Here is a 12360-nt window from a genome sequence, read left to right as displayed (position 1 = left end):
CGGTAAAAATTTGCGCAGTTTGTGCAATTTTCCGTCCATGGCGCGGCTATTTCAGGGATTTTCCCGGGGTTCGACCCAGACCCTGCCCCGATGGCAGCGGATGACGTGGCCGGCCTGCTCCACCCGCAGCTGGCGGTCGTGGCCCAGGCTGTGCAGCCCGCGCAGCTGGCGCAGCAGGTCCTGCATGCGGGCCTCGGTCGGCATGCGGGCGCCGTTGCGCTGCAGCCAGTGGCGCAGCACGTGCGCCTGGCGCGCATGCGACAACTCGCGCCAGGCGCGCAGCGAAAAGCTGGCGCCGTCCGGGCCGGGCTCCAGCGACGCGAAATCGGCCTGCGCCACTTCGTCCAGGATTTCGGCCGCCTGCGCCATGTGGCGCGCATGCCGGGCGACGATGGCCCGCCATCCCGGCCAGCGGGCGTCCAGCACGGGCGCCAGCAGTTCGCGCACGGCCGCGCGCGTGTAGCGGGGATCGGCGTTGGTCGGGTCCTGCACCGGGCGCCAGCCGCAGGCCCGCTCGACGGCCTGCGCCGCGCTCAGGATGAGGTCGCGGTCCAGCTCCAGCCACGGCCGCACATAGGCCACGCCGTCGCGCCGCGCGACGGGCGCCATGGCCGCCATGCCCTCGAGCCCGGTGCCGCGCAGCAGGCGCAGCAGCACGGTTTCGGCCTGGTCGTTGCGATGATGCGCCAGCAGCACGTGCGCCGCCCCGGCCTCCCGGACCAGCCGCGCCAGGGCGGCGTAGCGGGCGTCGCGCGCGGCGGCCTCGATGCCCTTGCCGGCGGCCGCGTCGACCTCGACGCGGGCCTGCGCCAGCGGCAGCGCCAGCAGGTCCGCCAGCGCGCGCGTCTGCCGTTCCCATGCGTCGGCGTCGGCCTGCAGGCCGTGGTGCACGTGGATGAGGATCACGTCCATGCCCAGCTGCGGCGCCACGGCGGCCGCATGCACGGCCAGCATGGCCGAGTCCGCGCCGCCGCTCAGCGCCACGGCGACGCGCGCCGGCCGCTCGGGCAAGGCCAGCAGCGCGCGGCGCAGGGCCGCGGCGAGATCGTCGGACAGGGGCAGCGGATGAACTGCGCCCGCCGCGCCCCGAGAGCTGTCTTCGGGAGTCGGGCGGGCGTTCATGATGGGGAACGGCGCGTGGCGCGCGGCGCCGGCGCGAAGCCGGCGCCCGGGCCTCAGGCGCGCACTTCCTGGAAGTTGCCGTAGGACAGCAGGCGCTGCACGCGCTGCTCGACCAGCTGCTCGGGCGTCATGTCCTGCAGCTGGCGCAGCGCATCGCCCAGCGCACGGCGCAGCAGGCGCGCCATGACGCGGGGATCGCGGTGGGCGCCGCCCACGGGTTCGTTGACCACGCGGTCCACCAGGCCCAGGTCCTTCAGGCGCGGCGCGATGATGGCCAGGGCCTCGGCGGCCTCGGGCGCCTTGTCGGCGCTGCGCCACAGGATGGAGGCGCAGCCTTCCGGCGAGATCACGGCGTAGGTGGCGTACTGCAGCATCAGCACGGCGTTGCCCACGGCGATGGCCAGGGCGCCGCCCGAGCCGCCTTCGCCGATGATGGTGCAGATCACGGGCACCTTGAGCTCGGCCATGGCGTAGAGGTTGCGGCCGATGGCCTCGGACTGGCCGCGCTCTTCGGCGCCGATGCCCGGATAGGCGCCCGGCGTGTCCACGAAGGTGAACACGGGAATGCCGAACTTCTCGGCCAGGCGCATCAGGCGCAGGGCCTTGCGGTAGCCCTCGGGACGCGGCATGCCGAAATTGCGCGCGGCGCGTTCCTTGGTGTCGCGGCCCTTCTGGTGGCCGATGACCATGCAGGGGGTGCCGTTGAAGCGCGCCAGGCCGCCGACGATGGACTGGTCGTCGGCGTACATGCGGTCGCCGTGCAGTTCATGGAAGTCGGTGAATATTTCGCGCACGTAGTCCAGCGTGTAGGGACGCTGGGGATGGCGGGCGACCAGGGCCGTCTGCCAAGGCGTGAGCTTGGCGTAGATTTCCTTGGCCAGGGTCTGGCTCTTCTGCTGCAGACGTCCGATTTCGTCGGAGATGTCCACCGCCGAATCGGCCTGCACGTAGCGCAGCTGCTCGATCTTGTTCTCAAGCTCGGCTAGCGGTTGTTCGAATTCCAGAAATGTATTGCGCATGTAGTGTGGTTCCGTAGATGGGCTGCCCGGGGTGCGTCAGTACTGGACCGGAGCCGGTTCCAGACTGCGCCACAAATACCAGGTCGCCACGGTACGCCAGGGTTGCCACGCCAACGAGACTTCGCGAGCCTCGAAGCGAGAGACAGGCTCGCCGCTGAAATAGTGTAGCGAGATTGCCTTGAGCAACCCGGGATCATCCAGCGGCAAGACGTCGGGCCGCTGCAGATTGAAAATCAAAAACATCTCCGCCGTCCAGCGTCCGATGCCGCGGATGGCGACCAGCTCGGAAATGACGGCTTCATCGTCCATGGCCGCCCATTTCTCGGGATGCACCCGGCGTTCGCCGAAATGCACGGCCAGGTCCAGCACGTATTCGGCCTTGCGCTGCGACAGCCCGGCGGCGCGCAGGCCGTCGAGGCCGACGCGCAGCACCGCGACCGGCGTGGGGCGCTTGCCCGCCGCGTCGATGAACCGGGTCCAGGCGGTGTCGGCCGCCTTGGGCGAGACCTGCTGCCCGATGATGGCGCGCGCCAGCGTCACGAATGGCGTGCCGCGCGAAGTCAGCCATACCTCCGGGTGCTGGGGGATGATCTTCTTCAGGATGCGGTCGCGCCGCATCAGGTGGGCTACGGCGGCTTCCCAATACTCGGGCTTGGGAATCTCGAGGTCGGCGGTGGACATGGCGGGCGGTTCCTGGCGGCTCACGCGCGACGCCATTGCGTCAGGCCGCCCGGCTTGTCGTCCAGCTCGATGCCGGCCTCGCGCAGTTCCGCGCGGATGCGGTCGGCCTCGGCGTAGTTGCGGGCGGCCTTGGCCGCCGCGCGCGCCTCGATCAGCGATTCGATCGCCTGGGCGTCGAGCGCGCGGCGCTCGCCCTGCTCCATGGCGGCCGCCGAGTAGCGGGTGGGCGACTGGAAGTAGGCCGCCGGCTCCTGCTGCAGCAGGCCCAGCAGGGCGCCCAGCGCCTTCATCTGGCCGGCGCTGCGCGCGCTTTTTTCGCGGTTGGCTTCGGAAGCCAGCTCGAACAGCGCCGCCACGGCGCCGGAGCTGTTGAAGTCGTCGTCCATGGCGGCCTTGAAGGCCTGGGCCTGGGGCTCGTTCCAGTCGACGCCCTGGTCGTCGGCGGCCACGTTCTGCAGAGCCTGGTACAGGCGGTCGAGCGCGTTCTGGGCGTCGACCAGGTTGTCCGGCGTGTAGTTCTGCGGGCTGCGGTAGTGGTTGCGCACGATGAAGAAGCGCACCATCTCGGCCTCGCGCGGATTGACGCGGTAGCTGGATTGGTCGGCCGCCGGTTCGTCCTGCGCGATGGTCTGGCGGATGGTGCGGAAGTTGCCCAGCGACTTGGACATCTTGTCCGAGTCGACCATGAGCGGGCCGCAGTGCATCCAGATATTGGCCAGCGTACCGCCGAAGGCGCCCTCGGTCTGGGCGATTTCGTTTTCGTGGTGCGGGAATTTCAGGTCCGGCCCGCCGCCGTGGATGTCCAGCGGCAGCCCCAGCAGGGCCTTGCTCATGGCCGAGCATTCGATGTGCCAGCCCGGCCGGCCCAGGCCGTAGGGCGACTCCCATTTGGTGTCGGCCGGCTCGTCTTCCTTGGCCGATTTCCAGAGCACGAAGTCGAGCGGGTCGCGCTTGGCCGAGCCCACCGCCACGCGCTCGCCGGCGCGCAGGTCGTCCAGCGTCTTGCCGGAGAGCTTGCCGTAGCCGGGGAAGCCGCGCACGGCGTAGTTCACGTCGCCGTCGTCGGCCTGGTAGGCCAGGCCGTTGCGTTCCAGCTTGCCGATGATGTCCAGCATCTCGCCCACGTACTGCGTGGCGCGCGGCTCGCGGTCCGGCGTGGCCACGCCCAGCGCGCGCTCGTCGGCGTGCATGGCGTCGATATAGAACTCGGTCACTTCGCCGATGCGGCGGCCGGTCTCGACCGCGCGGCGGATGATCTTGTCGTCGATGTCGGTGATGTTGCGCACGTAGTCGACGGCCAGCCCGCTGGCGCGCAGCCAGCGCTGCACCACGTCGAACGACACCAGCATGCGGGCATGGCCCAGGTGGCAGAAGTCGTAGACGGTCATGCCGCACACGTACATGCGCACCTGGCCGGCCTGGGCCGGCTTGAACGGTTCTTTGGTACGCGATAAGGTGTTGTAGATTTGCAGCATGGCGCGTGGTTCGGCTTTGTTGTTCGGCTCAGCAGTTCGGCTTTGTTGTTCGGATGAGTTTTCCGTGGCGGACGCGGAAAAAAGATGCCATCGAAGGACGATACCCCCGACGCCAGCATCCGGGTTGGACGAGAGTCAAAACCCAACCGGGGCTAAAATGGTGGTCGTCAAGTATAGCAAGCGGCCCGGTCGCGCGCGTAAGCGCCGGCCAGCCACGACTTTTAACGGATGACCACGTGACTATCAAGCCGCGCCTACGCGTCGCCCTGCTCGCCCTGGCCCTGGCGGGCGTTCCCGCTGGAGCCTCTCTTGCACAGTCCATGGCCGGCGGCGGGGGCGCGAACCCCAACGCCAACCGGACCACCCTGGACCCCATCCCGCCCGAGGGCGGCTGGGACAGCCTGGCCAACATGCTGGAAGCGATCAAGCCCGGCGTCGACACGCGGCTGACGCCTTCGCCCTCGCAGATCACCACGCACATCGAACGCCTGCTGAACCACGGCGACAACGAAGAGGCGCTCGCGCTGATCGAGAAACGCCAGGCCGAGATCAAGGGCCAGCGCGGCACCGACGTGCAGCTGATGTTCCAGCACGCGCGCGCCCTGGCCGCCCTGAATCGCACCAACGAGGCCATCGACGTCTACACCGAGATGACCACCGAATTCCCCGAGCTTCCGGAACCCTGGAACAATCTGGCCGCTCTATATGCAAGCCGCGGCGAGCTCGATCGTGCGCAGGACGCCCTGCAAATGGCGCTGCGCGCCGATCCCGGCTATGCCGCCGCGCGCGCCAATCTGGGCGACCTGCAGCTGCTGCAGGCGCTGAGCACCTATAGAAAGGCCGCCCGCGAAGGCGTGCCGGGCGCGCAGCAAAAGGCCCAGGAAGTCGAAACCATGTTGAAGGATAAACAAGGCAAATGATGTCCCGTTTTTCTCCTCTGCACCTGCTGCGCCTGACGGCGTGCTCGTTCGCGCTGGCCGCTTTCGCGCCGGCGCTCGTCAGCGCCGCTCCGGCGGCCAATTCCTCCACCTCCACCTCTGAAGGCACAAAAGCCATGAGCACCAACCCCCGCGTCAAGCTTCAAACGAACCAAGGCGACATGGTCATCACCCTGGATGCCGCCAAGGCTCCCAAGACCGTCGAGAACTTCCTGACCTACGTCAAGGAAGGCTTCTACAACGGCACGGTGTTCCACCGCGTGATCGATGGCTTCATGATCCAGGGCGGCGGCTTCGAACCGGGCATGAAGCAGAAGCAGACCCACGCCCCCATCGAGAACGAAGCCAACAACGGCCTGAAGAACGACAAGTACACCCTGGCGATGGCCCGCACCAGCGATCCGCACTCGGCCACGGCGCAGTTCTTCATCAACGTGTCCAACAACGACTTCCTGAACTTCACCGCCCCCACGCCCAACGGCTGGGGCTATGCCGTGTTCGGCAGCGTGACCGAAGGCACCGACGTGGTCGACAAGATCAAGGGCGTGAAGACCGGCAACAAGGGCTTCCACCAGAACGTCCCCAACGAGGACGTCATCATCGAGAAGGCCGAAGTTCTTGAATAAGATCAGCCTGCCCGGCCCCATCTGGCTGGCGTCCGACCTGCACCTGGGCCCGGCCACGCCGGCCACCCTGGAGGCCTTCACGGCCTTTCTGCAGGCGGCGCGCGAAGAAGCCGCCGCCCTGCTGCTGCCGGGCGACATCTTCGACGCCTGGATCGGCGACGACGTGATCCGCGCCGCGCCGCCGTGGCTGGCCACGGCGCTGACGGCGCTGCGCGAGACCGCCGCGCGCATCCCGGTGTGGCTGGGCCGCGGCAACCGCGACTTCCTCATCGGCGAAGAGCTGGCCCGGGCGCTGGGCGCCCACCTGCTGCCCGAGCCCGCCCTGCTGGAAACGGATTTCGGCCCCATCCTGCTGACCCACGGCGACGAGTTCTGTACGGACGACGCCGCCTATCAGCAGTTCCGCCAGATGGTCCGCAATCCGCGCTGGCAGGCCGAGTTCCTGGGCAAGACCATTCCCGAACGGCTGGCGATGGCGCAGCAGGCCCGCGGCGAAAGCCAGGCGGCCAACCAGGCCAAGTCGATGGAGATCATGGACGTCAACCCCGGCGCCATCGAAAAGGTCCTGCGCGACACGGGCGTGCGCGTGCTGGTGCACGGCCACACCCACCGCCCGGCCCGCCACGTGCTGGACGTCGACGGCCGCAAGTGCGAACGCTGGGTGCTGCCCGACTGGGACTGCGACCACGTCAACCCGCCTCGCGGCGGCTGGCTGGTCATCACGTCCGACGGCCCGGAGTTCTACGACCTGGAACCGTAAGCCCCATCGGCCGGTCCGAGCCGGCATCCGTCCATGGGACGGATGCCGGCTTTTTTCATTTGCGCGAAGCGGACCTCAGCGCGTGAATATCCACGCGGCCACCACGCCGCCGAACACGATCCGGTACCAGGCGAACACGCGGTACGTATGGTTGGCGACGAAACGCAGCACGGCTCGCACCACCACCATCGCGCTCAGGAACGCCGCGACGAAGCCCACCGCGATGCCCGACAGGTCCTGCTGGGTCAGCAGGTCCATGTTCTTGTACATGTCGTAGACCGCCGCGCCCAGCATGGTCGGCATGGCCAGGAAGAACGAGAATTCGGTCGCCGTCTTGCGCTGGATGCCGGCGATCATGCCGCCGATGATGGTCGCGCCCGAGCGCGAGGTGCCCGGGATCATGGCCAGGCACTGCGCCACGCCCACGCCCAGCGCCTGCTTCCAGGAAATCTGCTCCAGCGTGCGGGCCGTGGCGCGCTCGTCGGAGGCGGTGTCGTCGGCCGCGCCCGGCTGGTCGCCCGGCGTGTGATGGGTCTTGCGCTCCACGTACAGCATGATGAGCCCGCCCAGCACCAGGGTCACGACCACCACCGCCGGGTGGTAGAAGATGCTCTTGATCGACTTGATGAAGATCGCCCCGATCACGGCGGCCGGCAGGAAGGCGATGATCAGGTTGCGGGTGAAGGCCACCTCGCTGGGCACGCCGGTCAGCGTGCCGCGCGCCAGCCGCAGCAGGCGCGCGCGGAACACCCACATCACCGCCAGGATGGAGCCCAGCTGGATCACCACCTCGAAGACCTTGCCCTGGCTGGACTCGAAATTGATCCAGTCGCCCACCAGGATGAGGTGGCCGGTGCTGGACACCGGGATGAATTCCGTCAGGCCCTCGATGACGCCCAGGACGAATGCTTTGATCAGGTATAGCGCGTTGTCGGTCACGATACAGGTTCTGTCCGGTTAGTCGTTGGCGGGAGAGGCTTCGTCGGCATGCAGCTCTTGCGGCCGCTTCTCGACGCGCACCAGGGCGATGCGGCGGCCGTCCATTTCGAGGACTTCGAAGCGGAAATGGTCGTGGTGGATCTCGTACTCGCAGGCGTCGCCCGGCTTGGGCAGGTGGCCGAAGCGCGACAGCAGGTAGCCGGCCAGGGTCGAGAAGTCCTGGGCGTCGTCGACCAGGCCTTCGGTTTCGAGCACCTGCTCGACGTGGTGCAAGTCGGCCGCGCCGTCGATCTTCCAGGTGTTCTCGCCGTCGGCGACGATGTCGGGCAGTTCGTCCTCGTCGGGGAATTCGCCGGCGATGGCCTCGAAGACGTCGATGGGCGTCACCAGCCCCTCGATCGCGCCGAATTCGTCGGCCACCAGCACGAGCTGGCCGCGCGAGCGCTTGAGCGTATCCATCAGGCGCAGGATGCCGATGGATTCGTGCACGATGATGGGATCGCGCAGGCGGTTGCGGCGCACGCGGCCCTCGGTGATCAGGTCGGCCACCAGGTCCTTGGCGCGGCCGATGCCCAGCACCTCGTCGAGCGACCCGCGACAGACCGGGAAGAAGCTGTGCGGCGCCTCGGTCAGCTGGTTGCGGATGGTCTGCGGATCGTCGTCGATATTGATCCAGGAGACGTCCGTGCGCGGCGTCATGATGGAGCGGATCGAGCGCTCGGCTAGGGTCAGCACGCCGCTGACCATGTTGCGCTCTTCGACGCCGAAGGCCGGCACGGTCGGGCCGTCGACGCTGGGCAGGTCGGGTTCGTCGGCCGGCGGCCGCTTGCCCAGCATGCGCAGCACGGCCGAGGCGGTGCGCTCGCGCATGGGACGGCGCGCGTCCAGCTTGAGCAGGTTGCGGCGCGCCACCTGGTTCAGCGCCTCGATGGCGACCGAGAAGCCGATGGCCGCGTACAGGTAGCCCTTGGGCACCTTGAAGCCGAACGCCTCGGCCAGCAGCGAGAAGCCGATCATGAGCAGGAAGCCCAGGCACAGCACCACCACCGTGGGGTGGGCGTTGACGAAGCGCGTCAGCGGCTTGGACGCCAGCAGCATGATGCCGATGGCGATGACGACGGCGATCATCATGATCGCCAGGTGGTCCACCATGCCGACGGCGGTGATCACCGAATCCAGCGAGAACACCGCGTCCAGCACCACGATCTGCGTCACGATCACCCAGAAGCTGGCGTAGACGCGCGGCCCGGACGAGCCGCCGTGCTGGCTGCCTTCGAGGCGCTCGTGCAGCTCCATGGTGCCCTTGAACAGCAGGAACAGGCCGCCGATCATCAGGATCAGGTCGCGTCCCGAGAAGGAAAGCGGGCCGACGGAAAACAGGGGGGTGGTCAGCGTGACCAGCCATGACATGACCGACAACAGCCCCAGGCGCATGACGAGCGCCAGGCTCAGGCCCATGATGCGCGCGCGGTCGCGTTGCGCAGGGGGCAGCTTGTCCGCCAGGATGGCGATGAAAATCAGGTTATCGATTCCCAGGACGATCTCGAGGACGACCAGGGTAAGCAAGCCGACCCACGCAGTGGGGTCCAGCAGCCACTCCATCAGGAGCTCCAAAAGTTACACGACCGATAATCGTACATGGAAAATCCGTGACACGCCGGTGACGCCGCCCCTCCGTAAGCCTGATGTACAGGCGGTTTAGGCCATAGGAACCAGCCGCCGGACAGAAAAAAACCGGCCTGGGGCCGGTCTGTTCCTGGCGCGCGAGCCGCTTAGTTGCTGAGCTTGAGCGTGCCCTTCATGACGGCCCAGTGGCCGGGGAACGAGCAGAAGAACGCATAGGCTTCGCCCGCGGTCAGCTTGGACACGTCGAAGGTGACCGAATCCGATTCGCCGCCGCCGATGACCTTGGTGTGCGCGATGACGCGGCTGTCGCCCTGCTTGACGTAGTCCTGGGCGGCGCCGGCGTTCATGCCGTCGGTGGCCACGCCCTGGCGGTCGGCTTCCTTGGTGAGCACCCAGTTATGGCCCATCGCGACCTTGGGCATCTTGCCCACGTGCTTGAGCGTCACGGTGAATTGCTTGCAGCTTTTGTCGACCACCATTTCCTTCAGGTTGAACTGCATGGCGTCGTTGCCTTCGATGGTGGCTTCGCATTGCGCGGCCAGCGCGGGCAGGCTGGCGGCGGACAGGACGATGGCGAGGGTGGCTTTTGCCAGCATGGGAATTCTCCGTAGACAGGGGCGGCGTTTGGATTCTCCGCAAGCCACATGCCTGCGTCGCTGCCGCTAGGCACAAGTCTAGGACACCGAAAAAAACACGCTATTGACGGACATCAAGTCCGTCCGGATCGCATGCCGCAAAACCGGGAAACCCCCAGGTTTTGTAGGGGTATTGAGGTTCCGGCGAGAAGGAAACGGAGGCCGTTGATAAACCGCAATACCACCCGTCCTGGATCTTCTTAGGATGCGTCAAACCTTTGCAAATAGAACCAGAAGAGTACAGGCATGCAGGGCAGCACAGCGGGGCGGGAGTTCATGCGGATCGTCGGATTCATGCGGGCAGCGTTCATTGCGCTGCTGCTCTATATATTGGGCGCCGGCCTGGCGCAGGCGCAGCGGCTGCCCGACTTCCTGGCCACTACCCCGATCGGCGAGATCTTCCCCGGCGCGGACCGCGTCGACGCCCCCGCCGGCAAGCCGCTGGCCGCCAAGGCCTATGCCGGCTCGCGCCCGCTCGGCGTCGTGTACCTGACTTCCGACGTGGTCAACACGCGCGGCTATTCCAGCAAGCCCATCGATGTGCTGGTCGGGCTGGCCAACGACGGCCGCATCGTCGGGGCCAAGCTGGTCGAGCACCACGAACCCATCGTCCTCATCGGCATCCCCCAGGCCAAGGTGGACCATTTCATCAGCGGCTACGTCGGCCTCAATTTCGTCGACTCCCCTCCCCGCCACGGCGCGCCGCCGCCGGTGGACATCATCAGCGGCGCGACCGTCACGCTGATGGTGATCGGCGACAGCATCACGCGCTCGGCCATCGCCGTGGCGCGCGCCCACGGCATCGACAAGACCGCCGCGCCCGCCCAGCAGGCCGCGCCGGCCGCCGCGCGCGCCGTCGACGAATCGCGCGACACGCCGCAGAGCTGGCAGGCCCTGCTCGACGCCGGCGCGGTGCGCAACCTGAGGCTCACGCCCGAGGACGTCAACCAGGCCTTCCGCGCATCCGGGCGCGACGACGCCGCCGCGGTCGCCGACGGCAGCGGCAATGCCGACACCTTCATCGACCTGTACGCCGCGCTGGTGAGCGTGCCGGCCATCGGCCGCAGCCTGCTGGGCGACACCGAATGGCAGCGCCTGAAGGAAAGACTCAAGCCCGGCCAGCAGGCCATGCTGGTGGCGGGCAACGGCGCGTATTCGTTCAAGGGCTCGGGCTACGTGCGCGGCGGCATCTTCGACCGCATCGAGGTGATCCAGGACGAAAGCAGCTTCCGCTTTCGCGACCGCAACCACCAGCGGCTGGCCGACGTGGCCGCCGAAGGCGCGCCGGCGTTTCGCGAAGTGGCGCTGTTCATCGTGCCCGACGACGCCGCGCTCGACCCGGTCGCGCCCTGGCGCCTGCAGCTCATGGTGCAGCGCGTGCTCAGCGTGAAGGACAAGGCGTTCGTCACCTTCGACCTGCCCTACGAACTGCCGCAGGCCTACACCAGGCCCGTCGCCGGCGCGCAAGCCGCGGCGGCGGCGCCGGCCGCTCCCGTCCCGGCCGCGCAGGCCGCCGAAGAAGAACCCGCGCCCGCGCTGTGGAAGCAGATCTGGCGCGGCAAGTCCGGCCAGGTGGCCGTGCTGACGGTGGCGCTGGTGGTGCTGGTGGGCATCTTCTTCTTCCAGGACCAGCTCACCAGCCGGCCGCTGCTGCACGACCGCCTGCGGCTGGCGTTCCTGGCGTTCGCGCTGTTCTGGATCGGCTGGTACGGCCAGGCCCAGCTGTCCATCGTGAACGTGCTGACCTTTTTCTCGGCGCTGCGCACCGACTTCCGCTGGGAGTACTTCCTGATGGACCCGCTGGTGTTCATCCTGTGGTGCGCCACCGCGATCTCGATGGTGTTCTGGAACCGCGGCGCGTTCTGCGGCTGGCTGTGCCCGTTCGGCGCGCTGCAGGAGCTGGCCAACCGCGCGGCCAAGCGCCTGGGCGTGCGCCAGCTGAAGATCAGCCACGGCGTCAACCAGCGCCTGTCGACGCTGAAGTACGTGATCTTCCTGCTGCTGTTCGGCTTCTCGCTGTACGACCTGGCGCTGGCCGAGCAGCTCTCCGAGATCGAGCCCTTCAAGACCGCCATCATCCTGCGCTTCGTGCGCTACTGGCCCTTCGTGCTCTTCGCCGTGGCGGTGCTGGCGGCCGGCCTCTTCGTGGAACGCTTCTTCTGCCGCTACCTCTGTCCGCTGGGCGCGGCGCTGGCGATTCCCGCCCGCCTGCGCATCTTCAACTGGCTGCGCCGTTACCGCGACTGCGGCAACCCCTGTCAGCGCTGCAATCTCGAATGCCCGGTACAGGCCATCGACCCCACCGGCGAGATCAACCCGAACGAGTGCATCCAGTGCCTGCACTGCCAGATGCTCTACCACCATGACCAGAAGTGTCCGCACCTGATCCAGAAAAAGGCCAAGCGCGAGCGCCGCCGGCCCCAGGCCGAGCCCGCCGAGCAGCCCATCGTGATCCACCGCCTGCCGAGCCAGAAACCCGAAGCCGAAGCCTGAATCCAGTTCTTGCCGTTGCGCCATCCCGGGGCGGAAACGCCGCCCC

The 12360-nt window shown here is 67.7% G+C and carries 11 protein-coding genes; 4 read left to right on the top strand and 7 right to left on the bottom strand.

The window, feature by feature from the left end; all coding sequences use genetic code 11:
• Positions 1-51: 51 nt before the first annotated feature.
• The 4 genes from tilS to cysS all read right to left on the bottom strand — a co-directional run bounded on the left by tilS (position 52) and on the right by cysS (position 4297).
• Positions 52-1032 (bottom strand): tRNA lysidine(34) synthetase TilS, encoded by a 981-nt coding sequence (gene tilS / locus AC1M14_RS08305; protein ID WP_479731792.1) that lies wholly within the window; start codon positions 1030-1032, stop codon positions 52-54.
• Positions 1033-1175: 143 nt separating this feature from the next.
• Positions 1176-2141 (bottom strand): acetyl-CoA carboxylase carboxyltransferase subunit alpha, encoded by a 966-nt coding sequence (locus tag AC1M14_RS08300; protein WP_102772513.1) that lies wholly within the window; start codon positions 2139-2141, stop codon positions 1176-1178.
• A gap of 36 nt (positions 2142-2177) precedes the next feature.
• Complete coding sequence (locus tag AC1M14_RS08295; protein WP_209166910.1) at positions 2178-2822, bottom strand: DNA-3-methyladenine glycosylase 2 family protein; 645 nt, start codon at positions 2820-2822, stop codon at positions 2178-2180.
• A 20-nt stretch (positions 2823-2842) separates the two neighbouring features.
• On the bottom strand, positions 2843-4297 hold the full coding sequence (gene cysS / locus AC1M14_RS08290; protein WP_479731382.1) for a cysteine--tRNA ligase: 1455 nt from the start codon (positions 4295-4297) through the stop codon (positions 2843-2845).
• Between the two features lie 236 nt (positions 4298-4533).
• Here cysS and AC1M14_RS08285 point away from each other — a divergent pair, with 236 nt between their 5' ends.
• The 3 genes from AC1M14_RS08285 (at position 4534) to AC1M14_RS08275 (ending at position 6621) form a co-directional block, all read left to right on the top strand.
• Complete coding sequence (locus AC1M14_RS08285; RefSeq protein ID WP_102772515.1) at positions 4534-5217, top strand: tetratricopeptide repeat protein; 684 nt, start codon at positions 4534-4536, stop codon at positions 5215-5217.
• Positions 5218-5351: 134 nt separating this feature from the next.
• On the top strand, positions 5352-5861 hold the full coding sequence (locus AC1M14_RS08280; RefSeq protein ID WP_111825512.1) for a peptidylprolyl isomerase: 510 nt from the start codon (positions 5352-5354) through the stop codon (positions 5859-5861).
• On the top strand, positions 5854-6621 hold the full coding sequence (locus tag AC1M14_RS08275) for a UDP-2,3-diacylglucosamine diphosphatase (RefSeq protein ID WP_102772516.1): 768 nt from the start codon (positions 5854-5856) through the stop codon (positions 6619-6621). The genes AC1M14_RS08280 and AC1M14_RS08275 overlap by 8 nt, the downstream gene beginning before the upstream one ends.
• 75 nt (positions 6622-6696) lie before the next feature.
• On the opposite strand, the gene AC1M14_RS08270 is transcribed toward AC1M14_RS08275, so the two are convergent.
• The 3 genes from AC1M14_RS08270 to azu all read right to left on the bottom strand — a co-directional run bounded on the left by AC1M14_RS08270 (position 6697) and on the right by azu (position 9782).
• Complete coding sequence (locus AC1M14_RS08270) at positions 6697-7560, bottom strand: undecaprenyl-diphosphate phosphatase (RefSeq protein WP_102772517.1); 864 nt, start codon at positions 7558-7560, stop codon at positions 6697-6699.
• Between the two features lie 18 nt (positions 7561-7578).
• Positions 7579-9162: a TerC family protein gene (locus AC1M14_RS08265; protein WP_102772518.1), complete on the bottom strand. Its 1584-nt coding sequence runs from the start codon at positions 9160-9162 to the stop codon at positions 7579-7581.
• A gap of 170 nt (positions 9163-9332) precedes the next feature.
• Positions 9333-9782 carry an azurin gene (gene azu / locus AC1M14_RS08260; RefSeq protein WP_102772519.1) on the bottom strand — a complete coding sequence of 150 codons (450 nt, stop codon included), beginning with the start codon at positions 9780-9782 and terminating at the stop codon, positions 9333-9335.
• A 333-nt stretch (positions 9783-10115) separates the two neighbouring features.
• Between azu and AC1M14_RS08255 the strand changes: the two genes are divergently transcribed.
• The gene (locus AC1M14_RS08255) at positions 10116-12314 is read left to right on the top strand and encodes a 4Fe-4S binding protein (RefSeq protein ID WP_479731791.1); all 2199 of its coding nucleotides are present in this window, start codon (positions 10116-10118) and stop codon (positions 12312-12314) included.
• Positions 12315-12360: the final 46 nt, after the last annotated feature.

This window comes from Achromobacter sp. SX5 (assembly GCF_056711425.1).
This window is presented reverse-complemented; position numbering and strand designations above follow the sequence as displayed.